Annotated in this window: 17 protein-coding genes; 3 read left to right on the top strand and 14 right to left on the bottom strand. The window is 44.3% G+C overall.

The features are described from left to right. Window positions 1-466: 466 nt before the first annotated feature. Window positions 467-2,902 carry a T9SS type A sorting domain-containing protein gene (locus DZK30_RS25085; protein WP_118976957.1) on the bottom strand — a complete coding sequence of 812 codons (2,436 nt, stop codon included), beginning with the start codon at window positions 2,900-2,902 and terminating at the stop codon, window positions 467-469. A gap of 679 nt (window positions 2,903-3,581) precedes the next feature. Here DZK30_RS25085 and DZK30_RS25080 point away from each other — a divergent pair. After that, entirely contained in the window at window positions 3,582-6,830 is a 3,249-nt protein-coding gene (locus tag DZK30_RS25080; protein WP_118976956.1) for a TonB-dependent receptor, read from the top strand. An 865-nt stretch (window positions 6,831-7,695) separates the two neighbouring features. Here the strand turns inward: DZK30_RS25080 and DZK30_RS25070 are convergent. Further along, on the bottom strand, window positions 7,696-8,055 hold the full coding sequence (locus tag DZK30_RS25070) for a hypothetical protein (RefSeq protein ID WP_162903457.1): 360 nt from the start codon (window positions 8,053-8,055) through the stop codon (window positions 7,696-7,698). 617 nt (window positions 8,056-8,672) lie between these two features. Between DZK30_RS25070 and DZK30_RS26340 the strand changes: the two genes are divergently transcribed. Together DZK30_RS26340 and DZK30_RS25050 are read left to right on the top strand one after the other, a co-directional pair. Beyond that, window positions 8,673-8,831 (top strand): hypothetical protein, encoded by a 159-nt coding sequence (locus tag DZK30_RS26340; RefSeq protein ID WP_205529567.1) that lies wholly within the window; start codon window positions 8,673-8,675, stop codon window positions 8,829-8,831. A gap of 637 nt (window positions 8,832-9,468) precedes the next feature. Then, complete coding sequence (locus tag DZK30_RS25050; protein WP_162903456.1) at window positions 9,469-11,142, top strand: ELWxxDGT repeat protein; 1,674 nt, start codon at window positions 9,469-9,471, stop codon at window positions 11,140-11,142. Window positions 11,143-12,068: 926 nt separating this feature from the next. On the opposite strand, the gene DZK30_RS25040 is transcribed toward DZK30_RS25050, so the two are convergent. The 12 genes from DZK30_RS25040 to DZK30_RS24980 all read right to left on the bottom strand — a co-directional run. Further along, the gene (locus tag DZK30_RS25040) at window positions 12,069-12,515 is read right to left on the bottom strand and encodes a hypothetical protein (protein WP_118976948.1); all 447 of its coding nucleotides are present in this window, start codon (window positions 12,513-12,515) and stop codon (window positions 12,069-12,071) included. A 55-nt stretch (window positions 12,516-12,570) separates the two neighbouring features. Next, on the bottom strand, window positions 12,571-13,047 hold the full coding sequence (locus tag DZK30_RS25035; protein ID WP_162903455.1) for a hypothetical protein: 477 nt from the start codon (window positions 13,045-13,047) through the stop codon (window positions 12,571-12,573). 245 nt (window positions 13,048-13,292) lie between these two features. Next, the gene (locus DZK30_RS25030; RefSeq protein WP_118976946.1) at window positions 13,293-13,772 is read right to left on the bottom strand and encodes a hypothetical protein; all 480 of its coding nucleotides are present in this window, start codon (window positions 13,770-13,772) and stop codon (window positions 13,293-13,295) included. 236 nt (window positions 13,773-14,008) lie between these two features. Continuing rightward, the gene (locus DZK30_RS25025) at window positions 14,009-14,554 is read right to left on the bottom strand and encodes a hypothetical protein (RefSeq protein WP_118976945.1); all 546 of its coding nucleotides are present in this window, start codon (window positions 14,552-14,554) and stop codon (window positions 14,009-14,011) included. Window positions 14,555-14,738: 184 nt separating this feature from the next. Then, on the bottom strand, window positions 14,739-15,266 hold the full coding sequence (locus tag DZK30_RS25020) for a hypothetical protein (RefSeq protein WP_162903454.1): 528 nt from the start codon (window positions 15,264-15,266) through the stop codon (window positions 14,739-14,741). A 71-nt stretch (window positions 15,267-15,337) separates the two neighbouring features. After that, the gene (locus DZK30_RS25015; protein ID WP_162903453.1) at window positions 15,338-15,793 is read right to left on the bottom strand and encodes a hypothetical protein; all 456 of its coding nucleotides are present in this window, start codon (window positions 15,791-15,793) and stop codon (window positions 15,338-15,340) included. A 376-nt stretch (window positions 15,794-16,169) separates the two neighbouring features. Continuing rightward, on the bottom strand, window positions 16,170-16,523 hold the full coding sequence (locus DZK30_RS25010; protein ID WP_162903452.1) for a hypothetical protein: 354 nt from the start codon (window positions 16,521-16,523) through the stop codon (window positions 16,170-16,172). A gap of 133 nt (window positions 16,524-16,656) precedes the next feature. Further along, window positions 16,657-17,385 (bottom strand): hypothetical protein, encoded by a 729-nt coding sequence (locus DZK30_RS25005; protein ID WP_118976941.1) that lies wholly within the window; start codon window positions 17,383-17,385, stop codon window positions 16,657-16,659. A gap of 197 nt (window positions 17,386-17,582) precedes the next feature. Next, a complete protein-coding gene (locus DZK30_RS25000) occupies window positions 17,583-17,942 on the bottom strand; it encodes a hypothetical protein (protein WP_118976940.1) in 360 nt (119 codons plus the stop codon). Window positions 17,943-18,800: 858 nt separating this feature from the next. Beyond that, entirely contained in the window at window positions 18,801-19,799 is a 999-nt protein-coding gene (locus DZK30_RS24990) for a hypothetical protein (RefSeq protein ID WP_118976938.1), read from the bottom strand. A gap of 359 nt (window positions 19,800-20,158) precedes the next feature. Further along, on the bottom strand, window positions 20,159-20,485 hold the full coding sequence (locus tag DZK30_RS24985) for a hypothetical protein (RefSeq protein WP_118976937.1): 327 nt from the start codon (window positions 20,483-20,485) through the stop codon (window positions 20,159-20,161). 20 nt (window positions 20,486-20,505) lie between these two features. Next, the coding region (locus DZK30_RS24980; protein WP_205529566.1) for an RHS repeat domain-containing protein at window positions 20,506-21,767 on the bottom strand (1,262 nt) is incomplete at its 5' end.

Here is a 21,767-nt window from a genome sequence, read left to right as displayed (position 1 = left end):
TGCCGCCACTTCTGTAGATTATGCTTCCAGGCGCAAGAAGGGCTATTTTATCAAAAACGGTTATGCAGCATGGGCAATAGGCAGGTTTGCGATTTTGTGTATTATTATCGCTATCTGGTACTTTGCTATTAAATAAAAGCCGCTCGTCCGGAGCAGCTGATAATAAAGTGGCGGTAAAAAGTTTGGTATAGCGGTCAGCGCTTATACCTTTTTCGGTTTTAATGCTACCAGTTCTGATGTTATAACCGCCTTAGTCTATTCATCGGACTTGGCAGCATAAAGCTGCCGGTTGGAGCACTTGAATAGTTGTCTGTCGTAAACTACTGCACCACGGCGATCCTGCGCTGCGCTTAATACGCCTTAATCGCTGATCACATTCCCCGACCGTACCGAAGCGCAACAAAAAAGCCGTCCCTAAGAACGGCCTTTCTATTTGAATGCAGGAATAAGCTTTCCGGAGATGATTTTATCGTTGCTTCACAAAACGTAAGGTTTTACCACTAGCAAGCTGAAGGTAATATAAACCCGCAGGCAATTGCTCCAGGCTTAACCGGTAAGGCAGCGTGTTCAGGGTTGCCCGCATGAGCAAACGGCCGGTTGGGTCTGTTACTTTGACCTCGCTACCGATCAGGCTGGCATCGTTGGCGGCAATAAGCAGATAGCCATTTGCAGGGTTGGGGTAGAGCTCCGCAGAGATATCCTGCTTGCCATCGATGGTCACGACAGTACTGTACGTGAATTGTCCGTCCTGGTCGATCATTTTTAAACGGTAGTACGCTTTGCCGGAAGAAGCCGGACAATCCCTATATTCATAAAAGCTGTTTCCGCTGCCGGCAGCCGGTGTGGCGCCAATGGGGTAGAACTGGCGCGCGTCAATACTTTTCTGAATTTCAAATTCCCTGGTATTGACTTCATTTGCCGTACGCCATTGCAACACGTTGCAGGCAAGGTCTTGTTTACCGGTGAAGGTCAGCAGGCGCAGGGGCAGCACCGCCGATTGGGTTTTCAGGAAAAAGCCGCTGAAGCCGGTTACGTCAAAGCTGATCTCCCAGCGCGCTGCGGCTGTGTTCCAGGATACTGCCAGTGCGGCGCCGGAAAGGGTCTGTGAGGCGCCTGTATAGCTATCGGGCAGGCCGGAACCGTTGTTGCTGGATCCCGCTTTCTTTTCGATCTTGATATTGGCAATACCCGTAGCATCAGAAGGTCCTGTCGGCAGCTGAACCGCATTGACAGCATTAAAATCGGTAAACTCCTGTTGCTTAAAATAAAGGGTGACCCGGGCTGTTGCGGCGGCTGCATTGGTCTGCGGTGTAATTTCGTAGTGGCGCTTCACATAGCGGGAAGGCTGGCCGGTCTCTATCCATACTTTCGTAGTTACGATACCACCTAGCGTATAAGTCCCGCCCGATTGGATCTTCAGCAGCTCGTTGCTGCAGTCCGAATAGTTGGTGGTTCCGGTAGCGTTCTGTCCCAGCTGGATCGTGGTATTGGCGGTAGGTATGCTGTTGAAAGGAGCCGAAGCCTGTATGCCTTCATAGGCGCCGATGTCGGGTGTGCCTATACGCGTCAGGTTCAGGATATCTGTTGTTACCGGCGGTGTGGTTGTTATGCCGGCCCCGATGGCAGGCGAGGTACACAGCAGCCGCAGGCCGTCATCTGCGGTCATAAACACATTGTCCGGACCATCGCCATCGGTAAGATTAGCAAACGCCGGATTGCTATTGATGCAATTGCTCATAATCGTGCTCGCCACCGAGAGGGGATTGCCGGTTCCATCCCTTACGATACAGTTTTTAAATGTCGGCTGATTGGCTACGTTCGTCTCGCTGCTGTATATCTCGTTCCTGCCTGCTACGGGATTCACCGTAGGCGTATTGTTCCAGAAAATACAATTGCTGAAAGTGCCATTAGAAAAGCCTGAATAAGCAGTACCGGCATAGAATGAGGTATTATTGGCAAAAGTACAATTGGTCACTACCGGTGTATGAGGAGCGCCGCCAAGGGAAAGGGCCGCGCCATTCATGGCGCTGTTGTTGTAAAAAATACTGTTGACAATACGGGTGGTACCTGTATTCATATAGATCGCCCCACCGTCAGAACCGATGGTAGTACCACAGGTATTGTTCACGAAAGCGCAATTGGTCAGGGTACAGGCCCCGGACATGATGTACATGCCCGCGCCTTTGGCGCCAAAGCTGCTACCGCCATCAGGGAAGGTGTTGGCGTCGAATACACAGTTGGTGAACGCAGAGGAGCAATTGTCGTTGATAACGCCCGCTCCCTGGGCATCGTTGCTGTTGTCGCAATCGGCGGTGTTGGCGGTGATACGGCAATTGGCAAAGGTGGTAGACGCATAGGAATTAAAAATACCCCCGCCAAAGTAACGATTCAGCGTTCGCGCGCCCACGGTGATCGAAGACAGGTTTGCCGCCTTGGCATATCCTTTGGTAACGGTAACGCCATCCAGCACGGTAGCTGCCGTCAAGTTAACCGAAATGACAACGTGGTAGACATTATCCGTGGCAACATTTACCGTTCCGATATCGCCGCTCAGGATCGTGCTGTTGGTTTGCCAGTTGCGCTGGCTTAACTGCGTTTCTGTCCCGGCAAAGCCACCATAAACCTTTACACCGTTCTTCAGGGAAAAGGTCTTATCCCGGCTATTGGCTGGCGTGGTGCTGGCTAAGTGATCGTGTGTGGGCAAATAGGTACCGGCCTTTATCCATACCTGGTCGCCGCTGGCCGCGCCGTTAATGGCTACCTGCAGGTCCCGTTTGGCGGTGGCCCAGGAAGTGCCGGCGCCGGCGTTGTCTGGCCGGGCAGCATCTACATAATAAGTTACCTGCGCCGGGGCCGTAAGGCACAAAGGGAGCAATAAAACAGAGAGTAAGATTTTTTTCATGGAAAGATTTAAAGGATTACTGGTTATATACTATTGAAGGTTAAATCGTGGTTTTCGATTGCTATAAAAGCCTTGATGGAGACAGGTACACAGCCACGCCGGGACAAAGCCCTGTTCAGCGCCGTATCCTTTCAAGCCTTTTGAGCGGGAACAAAATTAGCCGAATTATAGTAGTTATTGACTTTTTTACTCGTAAAAATACCCAATTACAGGTAGGGGTATGCCAGGTGTGCTTCGGGGATATCAGGAAACGCAAACGGGCAACCTGGGCAGGCATGGGTAACGGAGAAGGAAAAAGCCGAAAAAGTATTACGATCAAATCTTCACAATGACATTATTTTTCCGCCGGAAAGCGCTTGCCTTCTCTTCCGGATGAGAGATAACGGCTTTTGCCTTTCCCGGAACGCAAGTGGTTTTGTATCCTTCCTTCAGTTTTTCATTTAGCTGAAGTTCAGGAATGCTTCCTGCACCTGGACGCAATAGTACCAATACTTTCCGGACTTTTTCCTTTCCGCTCCCCAGCTGATCAAAGAGGGGGATTGGAGGCTAAAATTTCACTGGTTTTGACCTGGGATACTTTTTCAGGCATTGGTAAAGGATTAGTCAAGTAACATTTAGAGAACATAGAGTTAACTATTTGGTAATGCATCGGGCGAACCTTTGCTAAAAATCGAAACCAATGAAAGTCTTTTACGCAATCTTTATCGCAGCATTATCCCTGTTGATGCCAAGGGCCTATGCTCAGGTTACCACGGCTCAGATAGAGGGTAGAATAACGGACGAAAAGGGTGAGAGCCAGCCCGGCGTGTCCTTAATCCTGACCAATACGGCAACCGGGTTTAATACCGGTACCCAAACCAATGCCGATGGGCGTTTCCTGATCACCAACCTGAACCCGGGCGGCCCGTACACGATTACCGTGCAATATGTAGGCTTTAAAGAAGAAACCCGGACCGATCTTAACCTGAGCCTGGGTAGCACAACCCTGAATTTTAAATTGAAAGATGAGTCGCAGGCCCTGTCTGAAGTAGTCGTGCAGTCGCAGCGAGGCGGCCCGAAGACCGGCGCAGGCACGCGCATGAGCCAGGACGATATCAAGCATATGCCTTCGCTGAGCCGGAGCCTGCAGGACATTACCCGCCTGACGCCGCAAAGCAATAACAACTCCTTCCTGGGCACCAACTTCCGTTACAACAACGTAACACTGGATGGTGCGATCAACAACGACGCGATCGGTTTCAGTCCCTCGCTTGGCGGCCAGACCAACAGCTCGGGCCAGCCCGGCAGCAGCACCAGGACCAACCCCGTTTCGCTGGACGCCATCCAGACCATGCAGGTATACCTGGCGCCCTACGATGTGAAGATCGGCAACTTCCTTGGTGGCAGCATTAATGCCGTTACCCGCAGTGGTACCAATGAGGTGCATGGTTCGGTATACGGCTATGGCCGCGCTGCTTTCCTCATCGGGCCCAACAATGCCGGCGATGGCAGCAAAGAGCCTTCCTCCTTTCACGATTACCAGACCGGCGTGCGGGTAGGCTTGCCGATTATCAAGAACAAACTGTTCTTCTTTACCAACGAAGAAATTACCCGCCGCCAGGACCCTGTGATCCTGGGCGCCGGATCACCCGACATGACCCTGATCTCCGGCGACCAGGCCAAGCAGATCTCCGACTATATGCAGACCAATTACGGCATTAATGCCGGAGCTTATGGCAACTACAACATCTATTCCCGCTCCAATAAGTTTTTCAACCGTATCGATTGGAACATCAACGATAAGAACCAGCTGTCCATCCGTAACAACACCATCTTATCCCAGGCGACCAACCTGGAGCGGGATAACCAGAACTTCCGTTTCGGCAGTATCGACTACAAGCAGGTGAACAACCAGAGTTCTACCGTGATGGAACTGAAATCGCGTTTTTCCAATACCTTATCCAACAGCCTGGTGCTGGGTTATTCCAGTGTGCACGATTACCGCGATCCGCTGTCCGATCCTGCGCTCCCGCAGATCCAGATCGCTTCCAACGGTGGTACCATCTTCCTCGGCACCGATCGTGAGGCTGCGATCTTCAATATGAAGCAACGAGTATTCGAGATCACCGACAACGTGACCTGGTTCAAAGGAAACCATACCTTCACCGTCGGTACGCACAACGAGCTGTACAATATTCAGTATGGTTTTGTCAACTCCTGGAATGGTCGCGTAGATTACGGCAGTGTAGCCGATTTCCTGGCCAATAAGCCATCCCGTGTAAGGGCCAATTATAATTACACAGACAATACCCGTGATTACATCATGGACAATCCGCCTGCCGAATTTCATGTGAACCTCTACAGCTTATATGGCCAGGATGAAATCCAGCTGCACAACCGCTTTAAGCTGACAGTAGGCCTTCGCCTGGACCTGGCTTCTCTTCCCAGCAAGCAGCCGCTGAGCGACAAGACAACCGGTGCTCCCGTCGATCCCAACTATGGTACGACGTATAGCTACACGCTGCCCAAAGACATTAAAAACGACTTCCTGGGCCAGGTGCAAGTATCCCCCAGGCTGGGCTTCAACTATGATATTATGGGCGACCAGAGCGTGATCCTGCGTGGCGGTACCGGCCTGTTCACCGGCCGTATTCCCTTTGCATGGTTGGGCTACGCTTATTACAACAATGGCGTTACCTACGGCGCTTATGATAACAAATCTTCAGCTACGCCTTTTACGCCGGGCTCCGATCCCATACGGGACGGCCTGACCGGTAATGGCGGAGCAGGTTTTGTTTCCCGTCAGGTAGACGGTAAAGGCAATCCGATCAATGTCAGCGATAAGTCCGGCGCCACCCAGGTCGACCTGGTAGATAACAACTTCAAAATGCCCCAGGCCTGGCGCAGCAGCCTGGCCCTGGATTATACCACCCCGGGCGGGTATAAGTTTACCGTAGAAGGTATTTATACCAAAGTGATCAACGACCTGAAATTTCAGCAGATCAACTATGTGGACAACCCTACCTATATGATCTACGACAAGGACCAGCAACAGCCGATCTTCTCCGGTAAGAAGATCAATCCGCTGTACACCAATGCCTACCTGCTTTCCAATACACACGACGGTTACCGCTACAGTGTTACAGCCCAGGCGACCAAGTCTTACAAGATCGGGCTGGATGCGATGGTGGCTTATACGTATGGTCAGTCGAAAGACATTACCAATGGTATCCGTAACTCGATGGAATCGAACTGGCAGCTAAACCAGGCGCTGAATCCCAATAGCCCTGCTTTGGCTTACTCCAACTTCGATATCCGTCACCGCCTGGTGGCTAGCGTAAACTACAAGCTGAACTGGGACAAGGAAAACAAGTTCGTCTCTAATTTCACCTTGTTCTTTAATGCCTCTTCCGGCGTACCTTACTCCTACGGCTTCGTGAACGCCACGATCGATGGAACGGGGCAGCAGGTGAGCCTGGTGTATATCCCCACCAAAGATGACGCGGTACACTTCTTCAACGATATCAGCGGCGGCGAGAGCGCTACACAGCAGGCCGCCCAGTTCAACGCCTTTATCGACGGGAACAAATACCTGAGTTCACGCAGGGGCAATTTTACCGAAAGGAACGGCGGACGTACCCCCTGGAATACACAGCTGGACTTCCGCTTCAGCCAGGACTTCAACCTGAACGTGGGCAAAAAGGTACATACCATTACCTTTACCTACGACATCATGAACCTCACCAACCTGCTGAACAAGAGCTGGGGCTGGCAGTATTTCTCACCCAATACCTTCAACTCTATGGCTAGCGTAGGTCTGAAGCAAACGAAGGCAGGCTCGCCTACCGCTTATCCCGTCTACACCTGGAGCGATCCCGGCATGCCTTACTCTATCGATTATTTCGCCTCCAGGTTCCAGATGCAATTCGGCCTGAGGTATTCATTCTAAAGGCTCCGGAAGGGTAGTCTATTCAGTATTACCCATATCGGAGAAGCTATAGATCCCATTACCGGGTTCCTCATTTTGAAGCATATAAAAGTTCGCATACAAAAACAACCAAGGCACTAAGCTTTGGTTGTTTTCTTTAACAGCATATGAGAGGAGGCGTGTGCCCGTTGGGAGAAGTGCTATTTCAACCGGCACACGAATGACATGCCTTAATGAATAGGTTCCGGGCTTTTCGCTGCTATCCGGGGCGCAAAGACACATGCGATAACGTGCTGGCAGAAATCGGCACGCGCCTGGTAATCTTAATAAAGTAGATCGTAGCGAGACGTTACGACCAGGTGGGGCGGCACACAAAAGGATTCGTGCGCCAGCGAGGAACGTAATTACGGAGTTCCATAAATTGCCGATCTATTTTGCTCAAACAAATGAGCTGAATAAGCAAAATTGCTGATTATTACTGCTAGTATAATAAGTACGATTAAGCTGCCTTTGTTATTTCTCTTAGGGGGCCATTGGTCAAATTCGCTTACATATTTGATCCATTTGTCGTTTCGTGTAAGCAATAGCCAATCAGATAGCATAACGAACATTGGCCCACCAATTAGAAGAAACAATGATAGACTGTTAGCCGTTTTTTTCAAAAAAACGCATGAGTATAAATAAAATGAACCCAAGACCAGGATTTCTATCGCACCCAAAACCGTAGATGATTTGATCTTTAGTATTGTTACACTTTCGGATTTAGGTTCTATAAATTTAAAGAGTTTATAAACCTTGTAAAAGAAGTAGTAATACAGCTTGAGAAGCTTCATGGTACCCATTTTCAGTATTCAGGAAATGCATTGCCAATAAACCGGACACGAGATCACGGAGAATCGCTGATGTCGCAATACGCCAGGAAATCATAGACACCATTTACATTTTTTCTATAAACGCTATACTTGTTGGTATTGGCTTCTTTTTGTATAGAATCTCCCACGGCAATTTTTTGATCACTCGGCATGAAATATATTTTCAGACCATTACCTAATTGAAATTCGATGGATCTTCGGTAAAAGGACTTTGAATTGACGACTAAAGTTGAAAAGGACTGCCTGTAAAAAGCATCGTTATTTTTAATACCTGCCGTTCTCATGGATATTATCCAGAACATCAATACAGCGACAGCTGTTACTGCTGCAATGTAGGGCCTGCTTTTACTTAATATCTTAATGTATTCTGACATGATGTGTTGCTTATAGCCCATACTGCTTTTACTGTTGCGCCGGAGGCCATTCGAACATACAGGACGCAATCAATCAAAAGGAAAGCCCTCATTAAGTTTGATAATATAGAAAAATGGTGTACACAAAATTGGATACTATTAATAGTATGCAGCCCAATACCATCCAGCCACCTATATTATTTTTACGGCTGGGCATTTTATTAAACGCAACCACGTAATCTTTCCATTGATCGGAGAATACAAACAAGTAGATATTCAGTGGGACAGTGAGCAAAAAAACGATACCCCAGGTAATATTATTGGTCAATAAACCTTCATACTTCCCCGTCAACAAAACAAAATAAGTAAGTAAAGCGGTAATCAGGCAAACCTCCAGGAACACCATGCTAATAGCAGCCTTCATTTCACTCCACCAACGTGAAGGGGCAGACTCGAAAACCTTATATAGCTTATAGAAAACAAAATAGTATGTGCGTATCATTACCAGCTATCAAAAGTTGTTCTATAACCATATTTGCGAGACAAAAAAGGCAAACCCGATTGAAAATAGGACAGCCGACCGGATCAAAATAGCAGCATGAAACGCCGATGGTCTGGGTACATAAAGGAATAAGCTTATGATCAATACCGGTAGCACCAATAGCAGGCCCGTTACCAGCATCATCTGCGCTCCCCACCACCGATTAAGCGAAAAAAGGATTCCCGGAAGAGCCATCGACCATACGATACCCACAAGAACAGACCAGAGTATACGCTTCCAACTGACCTGCAGATAAGCATCTTTTTTGAATGTCCTTTTTACGGGAATACCATTTAGAAGCAGGAAACTTCCCAAAAGATAGAAAATGGAAAGAAGCGAAAAGGAAAGTAAAGTCAGTAAAATACCACCTTCAATGGCGAAGCATCTTAAAATTATTGCCGTCACGGATAACAATATAAGGACGATCTCAACTTTTCTCACTTTATAGAATTTTATGGGTATGCGATCCTGCAGGGGCTATATTTGGTAAAAGAGATACAAAGAAAAATAAAAATTCAATAAAGATAGCATAACAATACTGAAGACAATCCAACTGCCCAATCTATTGCTCCGTTTGGCCCATTTGTCAAATGCTTTCACGTGGCTTTTCCACTCCTCCCTAAAGCCAGGCAAGTAAACATTAAAAGGTATAACCAGTATAATCAGGATCATATAAGGTGTATTCGTAAGCAATAGGTTTGAACGCTTAAGCCCAGGGAAAAATGAGCCATTACCGCCAAATGGAATTTCGGAATGACTAGCATAGCGGTATGCATACGGGGAAGCCTGGGTAGGAGTCATTCTTTTATTCATGATAAAAGAGCAAGAATGCTAAAACCTTTTGCCCAACAGCATCTGTTCTACCCATGTCTTACCAGGAAAATAAGACCAATATGAAAATTCCTGCCCTATTGACAACGATGTTTTTCTCCGCGCTGACTGCACAGACGCAACAGGTTTTCCGGTGCGTGGATATCTTCCCCAACAACGGCAATGCAAGCCCATCAGGGTATGTTGTATATCAGGATAAGATGTTTATGAGTGCCCGTAAATCGGGATACAACCTGGAGCTGTATACCAGCAATGGCACAGCTGCAGGAACCAATATGCTTAAAGACCTGAATACGGGCGTATCGGAATTTTCCGTACCCAAGGAATTTACACTTTGCGATAATAAATTATTTTTCATGGCCTTTACAGATGCCACCGGTACCGAGCTATGGACGACGGATGGTACTGCCACAGGTACGCAATTGGTTAAAGATATAGGGCCCGGCGCCACGGGCTGCGGTACCGACCTGATAGCAGCCTTTGAAGGATCACAAACCTTTACCGTGTATAATAAGAAGATCTTTTTCATGGCCGACGATGGCGTGCACGGCGGTGAATTGTGGGTAAGCGACGGCACCGGCGCCGGTACCATGATGGTAAAGGACATTAACCCGGGTGCAGATCCATCCTACCCATTGGATATGAAAGTGTACAACGGTAAATTGTTTTTTATGGCTACTACCGCCGGCAACGGAACCGAACTGTGGACCTCCGACGGTACCGCCGCAGGCACCCGCATGCTGAAGGACATTAATCCCGGTACCGAAAGCTCCTCGCCGGTCTCTTTTGCGCTCTACAAGGGCAAGCTCTGTTTCTCGGCCGACGATGGCATTAACGGCAATGAGTTATGGGTAACAGATGGCACCGTTGCCGGTACGCAAATGCTAAAAGATATCAATCCGGGACCGTCTAATTCCGGGCCTTGCCATTTTTTTGAATATAAAGACAAGCTCTACTTTAGTAGCGGTAACGATACGAAAGGTATTGAGTTATGGGTAACGGATGGCACCACCGCAGGCACCCAGCTGTTCAAAGACATTAATCCTGGAAATGACTACAGCTTGCCCGGCAATTTTGTGATCTATAAAGACAAGCTATATTTCTCAGCCCGGGAGCCGATGGCGGGTACCGAACTATGGGTAACCGACGGTACCGTCGCCAATACCCATATGGTAAAAGACCTGAATCCCGGCAGCGTTCCATCAAACCCGGGCAGATTCCAGGTGTATAAGGAGAAGCTGTACTTTATTTTTACCAAATCCATCTTCGATGAGCGGCTGGCGGTAAGCGATGGCACCGAAGCCGGTACAAAGATGATAGCGCCGCCCGGCGCCTCATTGGAAGATCCTTTACAGAGCAGCAATTTCCTCATTTATCACGATACGCTATACTTCAGGGGCTTTTTCGACAACGCTTTCGGCGAGGAGCTATGGGCGCTTACAGACACCAGCAGCGCGGCGCCTACAGGCATCGTACAGCCGGTACAGGACAATACTTACAGCCTCTATCCCAACCCCGGCAATGGTAACTTCAGGTTACAAATGGCAAAGCCTGTAGCAGCTGCAGCCACGCTGCAGGTATACGACATGAGCGGTAGAAAGGTACATACGCAAGCTATAGCAAAGGGAACAAAAGAGCTATCGATACAGTTGAGCCATCTACCCCAGGGCGTGTATACGACCAGGCTACAAACAGCAGACGGCGTGGCAACGGCGGCAAGGCTGGTGATCCGGTAAGGAAGAAGAAGAACCGTTTGACGCGATTAACGGCAACATTTTTTGGCACTGGCCTCGAACAATACCCTTGCCGGTGGGGCCCAAAGGCATATAGATGCTTCCATGGCGCCCGCAGATATCAGCATGAACTGTGTTTATGGTTTTGTGCTTGCCCTCGGCTGTAAGCATCACGCTGTCATTCTGATCCGAAACTTGCGCAGCTTGTGAAGGGAAGGATCTCTTCCTGTTAAAAAAATCATTGGTATACGACACACGAAAGGAGCCGTGCGCTAGCGGGCAAAGACACATGCGCTAGCGCGCTGGCAGAAATAGCATGCGCCCTGTAATCTAATAATGGTCGTAGCGCGACGCTACGACCTGGTGGAGGATTAAGATAAAATGGAATGATGAAATTTAAAGTCAAAAGGGTTATTACCAGCATTACTATCAAGGTACCTTTCCGGTTCTTTTGGGGAGGCCATTGATCAAATCTTTCAACGTATTTAATCCAATTGTCGTTCCTAATAAAGAATAACCACTTAATGAACCATGTAAAACCGATTAGTGAGACTATTAATGCGCTTGAGATATGCCTTTGCTTTTGTAAAACCAGCAAATCATAATAATTAATAAAGGAGAAAGCAACCCAACTCTCTATCACTATTAATAACAATATTGCCTTAAACTTAGCGTTCCCCCTGGTAACAGAAGATGAATTTATAAGTCTATAAAACTTATAAAAAGTATAATAATACAACTCCTTTATTTTCATGAAATTTTCTTCTCAGGTTAGCACACGAATCCGTTCGTTTACCCGTTTGGCGTAAAGGACACGCGCAATAATGCGTTGGCAGAAATAAGCACGCGCCAGATATCTTAATAAAGTAGGTCGTAGCACGAGGCTACGACCTAGTGGAGAATCGTAAGCCAGCAAGGGCAACTGGAATTTATTCACAAAGGAAATAATCAATTATTTTATTCAATTGTAAATTACCCGGTCCGGAAATATTCTTATTGACAAAAATTTTCATTTCTTCAAACAAGTCATATGTAGCGCTTACGCTCAAATTATAGCCAGATATTTTCCCATTTTTATCTGCTTTAACAATTTGGTAGGGGCTATTTTTCAACGGCTCATTTATCGAAGGATGTTTAGAAATTAAAAACTTTTCGATCTTTTTATAATCGCTGTCACAAACGATTGCTATTTCTTTATTTAACCTGTCTTCTAATTTACTTGTGTCAACAACACGTTGCAAATTAATATAATCTGCACTTATGTAGTAAGTAGTGTATATCCTTTCTTTATTGTAGTTAAATCTGCTAACTTCTATATATTGGGCACGAGACGCTAACGGTAATAGCAAAAGCATTAAACCGATCACTTTTTCCATAAATTATTTCAAATTTTGAGGTTAGGATCCTTGATTGCGCCAGCTGGGAGAATACTTAGAACCATACATCACCTTCGCATTCAATTTTAACCCCTTTGGTTCTTAAAGTATCAATTAAGACTTGAAATTCCCGTTTTTTATCTCCTACTCTAAAAAATATCCTCTTCTTTTTTACCGTCTTGGTGTGGAAATAGCTAATATACATGACTGGCGGAATTTTACCTTGCATTGCGTATTTCACGATTTTTATTTCCGCTATTTCTTTAATTGATGAGAACAAAACCGGATTAAAAATTTTGGAAAAAGAGTAGCTTATATCTAAAGTATCTTCCTTAAGATCAAAAGTTTTATAAGGTCTCAATCCAAGAAATAGCCAAAAGACATCTAAAAGTAAAATGCTGATGCAAACCCCTAGCATTTCAAATAAGGAAAAGCTATTAAAGGGAATGAACACCAAGACAAAGGAATTAGAAATTAAAATAACGATTAGTGGAATCAGCAACACACACTTGCCGGAGAAGACTTTCATCATGTCCATCTTTTGTAGTAATCTTGAAGGCCTTTCATAGTCTTTTACCATCTGAGTAATTTATAGCGCTGCTCTATATTTCTCCCTGCTCATGTCTCAATCATGCTACCTGGGAATGTATGATTTTTAAGCATAAAAGTCCATGTATGAAAACACCCCATGCACTAAAGCATCAGTTGTTTCTTTTGGGGCACGCGAAAGGGTTCGTGCGCCAGCAGAAACATTGATGTGCTAGCAAATGCCGCTATTCACTGCTCATTTACCCCTTCGCAAATCCTATATTTCCAGTTTCTTTTTGTCGATTGCCAGTAAGAGCGATTATGTTTGAAAAAAGAATAGGGTATTGCTTTGTATTCAAGATCGGAAAATAAAAAAGTATAGCTTGTATAATTACTTTTGCTTTCATCAAGTTCCATTTCAAAATAAAGCGGATCAACCCATTGTTCCGTATCGTTCATAACACCCCAGATGGCTTCACCCCAAAGCGCCATTTTTTTATCTTGTAATGCCACCTTTGTAATAAGACTATCGTCCATCCAATTTTGTGAGGGCCAATCTGAAAACTGCTCTCGAAGGTTTAGCCCCAGCAAACCTGTCAACAAATAAGAGGTATCTCCCAGCAGCTCGTTGTAATAGTCAGGCGCTTTTGTATTCGATGCTATACCGGGCAACCTTCGAAGCAATTCTTTCACCAGCATTGATTTGATCTCCTCTATTGATTTCATCATTTCGTGTTTTTAGATGTTGCTTTTTTATAAAAAGTCTTGCCCATCGTTTCGTTACGAAACACGGTATCCTATGCGCGTCCACTTGCCCGGAAGGGGAGCAGATTATATCCGCTGTTAGCCACCGGCTTATTCCCTTTTACAGTAAAGTTAGCGCCTGATGAAACATTTTGTGCCAGCCGCTCTGCGCCCTTTGCGTACGGCTTGGCGAACTCCGCGGTTAACCACATGGCTCTTTCTTATTTGCTTTGCCCTTTCCTCTTTAACGTATTTTCAAATGTAACCTGGTCAAGCCTGTTATAAGGGAAACCTTTTCCTTCGATGTAATGTTGCTTTAGAGAAGATACAAACCCTGCACATTCGCTAGAATATTTTGATTTTTTTATCCAATCAATAAGACTTTTGAAATAAGGAATTGCTCGATCCTTTTTTTCTATATAACATTGTAGGGCATCCTTATTTATCCGGTAGCCAATATGGTATTCATCCTGACTTTTAGATGACAAATTGGTTTCGGAATTGCAATGAGCAGTAATGTATTCAGAAATGTATTGAAGGGCTCCTGTGCTTACAATATACTGCCGTACGTGTGTGTACTTGTGAAAACTACTCTGTTCAATTTGATTGTAAAGCGAGTCTATAGTTCGATTATTTTCACTAAGAATAATGTTGTAAACCTGGGCACCTTCGGCTACGACCCAAGTACAAACGATAAAATCCGTTTTTTGTGCTGTAGCATTAGATAGGAATCCAAATAGCACCACAGATATCGTTATTAATTTCATAGTTATTTTTTCTTAGCAGCGTTTTTTTATTTCTCAATCAATCTCTATCTGGAATCTACGATTTTTAAGCATATAAATCCATGTACGAAAACAACCCGTATCTTAGTATCGGTTGTTTCTCTTGAGGCACACGCGAGGGCGCGTACGCCAGCGGGGACATTGATGGGTTAGCAAAAGCCGCTATTCATCGCTCGCTTCGGAAATCCGATATTTCCAGTTTACTCAAGCGAAATAAACTTCCATTTAATGGGAAAAATAGATAATCACCATCGTAAGCAAATTCATAGGCATAGGCCTTGGTTCGCTTTATTTTTGCTGTCGGGTTATTCGTTATGCTAATGCCTGAAGTCATATAGACTACATAAATTGAGTCCTTGCTTATTTTGAACCATTTTGAAATATCCTTATATACCTGGAAATTTCTGACAGTAAATTGCTGAGTCTTTTCTTTTACGATCCTGAAGCGAGGATTGACGATTGTATCATCTAAAATATGGAGTGGGTTTGAATTAAAACAAACTATCTTACCTACGAATAATTTTTCCGCCTCCTCCTGACCGTAGCGTCCTCCATTGGCCACATAAACCATATCCTTTAGCTTCCAGCAGGCCTTAAACTGTTTGAGATTGAATGAATCGTTGTCAGACTGTTGAGAGAATAACTGAAGTCCTTTAAACAACAGTATCGTTGAAATTAAAATGGCCTTTGTCATAACACTAGTTGTATGGGAGCCGTGGTCTCCGTAGTAGTCCACACGCTGGTGTACGAATCCTAAGCACAAGGCTATTCAAATGATTTTAAGTATTCAATAGAACTTGGTATTTTTGAAGGTCTGCCCAACCTTTCTTCAATTTCATCCCTGGCATCTTCAATTCCTTTTTCATACGCCTTTAAAAGATAATAATTGGCTAGCTGGTTAGTCTTCTGTTGACTCCCGGAATCTGTTTTTAATATAAAATATAAGTGCAAATATGCTCTGGGATAATCGAAATTATGAGCCATTTCAAAAGCATAGTAAAACCATTCTTTTTTATGGTCGCTTAGTGTAAACGTGTAATATAACTCTTCATATGCGCTGGTGTCTCCAGCCATAGTCACTTTTTTGATTAGGCTATCTTTCAAAAACGCATCATTATACTTCTTCGCAAAATTGCTATTCATCATTTGGTTCTTACTGCTTCGATCAGGTTGACAAGAGCAGAGTGCTACTAATGCAACAAAAAGATATTTTAAATCCATTAGTTTTCGATTTTTTTGAAAAAGCATCTGCACCTATTACGGAAATGTCTTAAGTTGTTCAAAGGTATTTAGATGCTTCCATGGTGCCCGCAGATGTCAGCACGATATGATGTTTATGGTTTAACATTAGCACCAACTGTAGACACCCCATTGTTATCCTGAACGAAACTTGCGCAGCTTGCGAAGGGAAGGATCTCTTCCCGCTGAAAAAGATGTTGGCATTAAAAGAAAGCTATTCCCTCAATGTAAGAGATCGCCTTCATGATCTGGAGATCTACGATTTTTAGGCATATAAATCCATGTACAAAAACAACCCATATCTTAGTGTCGGTTGTTTCTCTTGAGGCACACGCGAGGGCGCGTGCGCCAGCGGAGACTATTCTATCTTCATATAATTGTAATTTCCAGCTATTGCATATACACCATCGACATTTTTTCTAAAAACGCTGTAGTTAAAAGTTTGCCTCGCTTTATGAACAGAATCTCCTATCTCAAGCTTACCCGTCGCGGGAGCTATAAAATTCAAATGAGTTCCGTTGTTTAAATAAAAGTCTATCGATCTCTTTTGCCAATCGCTACGTTTTATCACAATGGCCTTAATCTCCATTTTATAAAATTGTTTATTCGTTTGTTTTTCTTTTATTGATAGGTATACAAAACTGCCTATAATAAAGCCAATCGCCAGGACCGCAGCAATAAAACCAGCCGACTTGGATATCTTATTTTTCATGATTTTTTCCAAAAATTTTACAAACCAAAAATCTTTCTTACTCCAGTTGTGTATAAATATTGGCCAGAATCCCAGGTGGGGCACAAGTCCTTTCCGCGTGCCATCAGGGACAAAGCCAAATCCAGTTAAGAACTCAGCGTATCTGTTTCTCTATTCCGGTTATCAAGTTGTAAAGTAAGCTGTCTGGTATGCTTTTCCCATGCACCTTTACCGATAAGAAAAAGAGGTAAATTGTCATCCCTCTTTTTAAAAAGAGAACATTAATAGGTATTTTAGTTTTTATGAAAGCGTCATCTGAGACTGCATAGATCTCCTTTATCCCATCCTTGGTATAACTGATGGATAAATCTTCGAAAGTTGCTGCATAATTTACTAAGGTGTCACTATGAAAAAGAGATCGAATGGAGTCGCCATTTATTGTTAAAAACAATTGTGTCGCGCTGGATTCTTTGCCCGCTTTGTACTTAAACATGAAACTGTAGGGTATTCCTCTGTAAGCAATATTCGGGCTCTGATCTGCATCTTTATATTCCAAGAATAATATTTTGGACAGACCAGCTTTGGAATTCATACTTATTTTGTAAATAAGTATACTGTAAATTGAATCATAATCAATAAGCGTAATTGGGCTTCTTACTTTGCTATTATAGGTATGTTCTACCCTCAGCTTGGTGTATGCCGAAGTAGCAAAAAGGCTTTTATATTCTTCGCTTATCTGTTTCGTACTTGGATCATCTTCTTGCAGTAGATTTACGGCTAAACCAAACGATGAAATAAACCAGTAACTACTATAACCAATAATAATTATGACAATTAAGAGAACGCCGATACTAAGTTTTCTTTTTGTTTTTCTTGTGATCATGTTTGTAAATTAACGAGACACGGCAGGATAACCATCGATATCGCCTCCTGCGAGAAAAGGACTAAAAATAATCTCCGATAGCAGTGACTCCTCGCTAATACACAAATCCACATACAAAACAACCAATGTGCAATGAAAGCATCGGTTGTTTTTCTTAGTAGCACACGAGAGATTTTGTGCGCCAGCAGGGGGCATATCTAATTTTTTATTTTTTGAAAAGTGTACGCATAGACCTTATTGCTTTTGATCAATAATAGCCTATCTGAATAGGCTGGCTTATAGATGCTATCTCCAGGCTTGGCTAAATACTGAAATACGTTATTGTTGTTTGACGTTTTGTCAATGTAGGGATAAAAGGTTAATTGCTTTGGGTTATTATCAAGAACAAAATTTGCTCCTCTGGAGTATTTGTCAGTTTTAACTATTCTTCCAGACAAAGAACTGGCATAAAATAAATCAAATTCTTCTGCTACTTTATTATTCTGGTAAATCATGCCCACAAATATAAAGCACCCAAGTAGCGTTAAAAATCCAATAAATATAATTACTTTTTTCATGTCCCTATTTTCCCGGAGATCGTGTAAAATCCAGGCATTGTTTATCTGGCTGATACATTTATTGGCGCAGGTCCCGCTGGTAATCCAGCACCAAAATCAATTGACCGCCGTAAAGAAAATTTCCTTTGCTGACGCACGAAGGAGTTCGTGCGCCAGCGGAGTGTGCTATCCTTTTGAATTTATTTCCAATAATCACCTTCAGTCTCTACCAAGACGCCTTTTTCTCTAAGGTCATTAAGCAAAAGTTGAAATTCACTTCGCTTGCCTTCTACTCTCATAGATATCCTTTTTGTCTTTATGTCATAACCTGCAACACAGGATATGTAGACCGCAGTTGATAGTCTTGTTTGCAAAGAGTATTTGACAACTTTAAATTCCTGAATACTTTTTAATTGAAATTTATTTGAAGGCTTAATAAAAGGCCAGTACGTGTAGTTTATTTCTAAAGTATCAGTATAGAGATATAAGTTCTTATAGTCTTTAAGCAGCATCACGCCAAAGATTAAACAGTATACTCCGACTAGCATGCGCAATTCACCAAATTCAGTAGCTCAGTGCCCATTAAGCAAATTACTGCAATAGGGGGTAGCAGAAGTATGATAAGTATTGGGATCATCTCGAGCTTCCCGGGTTTAATTACAGTCATTTTTTTGTAGTTATGAATACCTTTAATTGCACCCGGAGTCCGCTATAAAACATGAACATACTATTATCGTTTAGCTTAAAAAGACGGGTGCTTGGTGCACAGGCGAAAGCGTAACGGACACATACGGTAACGCGCTCGCAGAAATAGCATATTCCCTATAATCTAAAGCAGGTCGTAGCGAGACGCTACGAGCAGGAGGGGCAATAGATAGCCTAGAACCTGGTAGCACGGGCGAAGCCATAGCTTTGTTCTTTACCCGTCTTGGGTGCATCATTAAAAGCCCGGTACAAAATGGTGTCGTTGTTCCTGGCAAGATACGGAAAGATCTTCCGCGCCAGGTGATGAACACTATCACACTCTTTTTCCTGCGCCTTCGTATCACTTAACGGAAGCGTGCTTACATAAGTAATCTCTGGATAGTAATTATACAAAAATTGCGGGCTGATGCCAATTATGCTTACTGGGAGCCGGTTGACCACAAGCGCTACAGGAAAGTGATACCGTTTGCCGGTCACCTGTTGCATATTCGCAGTCCATTCCCGAATCTCCTTCTCCTTGTCATAAGTCCAATACTCACCGCCGGGTTTAAGCAGCTTATTGGCGATGGACAGTTTATTGAATGCATCAATGGTATCGCTGGAGTTGTAGGAGGATCTGGCCTCTTTGTACCAGGCAATAGCGTCTTTATATAGTAACTTATTTATGCCCACCTTCAGAATATTCAGCTTCCATTGACTGTTGTAGTTTCCATAGACGGCCAGGAGAAGAACGGTTTGGTAAGCACTCGTAAATTCGCCAACCATAACCATCGTTTCAGTAGTGTTGGTTCTGAATGTGATTTCGTAATTGTGATCGCTTGTTGCTCCCGAAGCAACTTTAACTAGTGCACCCTTGGCGGTCGTTTTCATATAAAACCGCTTTTTGATTTCAAATCGCGACTTGACTAGGATTATCTCATGAGCCGCGTGTACCAGGTTGGTTAAGGCCTGTTTATTAGCAACGGCTAATAATGGATCGCTGCAAAGTGAAACAAGCGCGTCTGGATTATTTTCTCGCAGACTATTAACGGCACGTATGTTGACCTGTTCAACAGCATCTTCGATCTTGGGATCGATGTTGCCATCGGTCCAGGTGCCAGTTACTTGGCAACTGGATACGAGAAATGTGAATATTACAATAAGAGATAAATCTATTCTATTGATCTTAAACATGGCTCTCCGTTTGTCCTTTTATATATTGATTAAAAATGCACGTAATTTTTTCGTTCCAGTTCTTTTTGATTACACTCATAAGCTAAGCTAGGCATCAAATTCAGTGCATTTCAGGGAAAAAGGGCCACAGTTAAAGCTCGAACGGTACGACAATGCTCGATAAATATTAAAGAAAATAAAATATATTTAAGATCATAGCCTTTTCAAAACAGATTCGAGGCTTGCGTTACTAGCTAAGGGTGAAAAGTGCCGCGCTTACAACGGTACAACAATCTAACTCATCTCTACTCTGCTTCCCTATTAAAGAGGCGCTATAAGAAAGTTTGCTGTCTGGTTTGTAATTGGCCTATAATGAAAAATTATTTTATCTCAACTCCATCGCATTTGGGATAAAATTCCTTCGCTGGTTCACCTTTCCTCTTGAGTATATATTTTAGACTTCCCTTTTTCTTAATAACAGAATCACCAAGCTGCAACATGCCGAACATTTCATATGCATAGATGACAGCTGTATCTCCATGTTTAAAGGCTACTTTCGGCATCATTCTATCTGTACTATCACGAAAAATAGCGACTATTTCTCCTTCCCAGTTATAGGGTTTAACAATCATTTTCATTGCTCGCGCGAAATCCAAGCAGCAACTTGAAATTGTGAGCAGCAGAAGAACAATAAGCAAGTTTTTCATTAAGCAATAGTATTATCTCTCTATTTAGTAGATTGTGTACGTTGATAATTAACAGATCCTTTTATTGGTGCTAAAGGCAGTCCAAAACTTATACCGATACTTCCCGTATGCCAAACTGGACTTCCAGTATTATCAAAACCTCGAGCATATGAGACCGCCGCTCCCACGGGACCTACTTCGATTGTACCATTGAAAGAATCTCCTTCACCTAATACAGATTCGAAAGTTGGCGAGCCTTCCCCTGTATATTCAGCGGCCCAAACCGAAAATGTTGTGCTCGCATCCGGAGTGCCAAATCCAGCTCCCGCTGTTTGCCAGATCGCCAGTTTGTTACCAACAAAGCCTATGTTCAACGCCCAACTACCCCCTGTTCCGGTAAACATATTTGCTCCTATCGTTATTCCCGCCGCTTCTGGATTTGGGGGCATATACCCCAATCTCTTTGCCGCATGCCAGGCTCTCTCTATTGACGCTTTTCTTGACGCATCATTCTTTTGTTGCATCACCCTTGTCCCATCTCCGTAAATGGTACTACTTGAACCATCTGAAACGATTTCAGTCTCTGCCAAATTTTGACTCCATTCAAAATCAGTGACGGTGTTATCTCCTACTGCATTTTTGCCGAAACTTACAATAACGTTCATACCCTGATTGTAGAAGTTTTGCAGGATAGATCGACCTGCGTTAACTGCCATTTGTGTAACAGCCGCTACGCCACCACCAATTGTCGTGTTCATAAATGCCTGGAAGGCTGCGGAGGCGCCGACCGGATTGGTAATATCAATTCGGCCATCGCCTGCTTCATCAACCTTATAGTTGCCATTGCCAAACATTGCGTCCAGCATACTGATTGCCTCAGCTTTTGTGTTTCCAAAATCCTTCACGTATGCAAATGTCCCATTAGGATCGATCATACTCTCCGGTGCATTGCCCATGGCAGCATAAGGCGAGAAGATCTGCTGCCCTTCGGCATCGGCCAATGGGTCCACGCTTAAGAACCGCCCTATCTGTGGGTCGTACTGCCGGGCCCCAAAGCTCATCCAGTTCAGCCCCAGGTCCTGTATGTATTCGTTGCTCTGGTACTTGCGGCGGTTGTCCCGGTAGCCACCCGCAGGCGCCTGCACGCTGCTCAGCGGCTTGATGGGCAGGCCATGCGGGTAGTAATGGGTCTCCTCCAGCAGGTTGCCTTTGCTTACTTCTACGTTCAGCTTGTCAAAGAAGATATTGCCGCAGGGCACGCAGCTCAGGTTGCGCCAGCGGCTGCTCAAATATACGGCTAAAT

Source organism: Taibaiella koreensis (assembly GCF_003545715.1).
Lineage (GTDB): Bacteria > Bacteroidota > Bacteroidia > Chitinophagales > Chitinophagaceae > Taibaiella > Taibaiella koreensis.
Note: the sequence above shows the minus strand (reverse complement) of the source record. Positions and strands in the feature narration are given on the sequence as shown.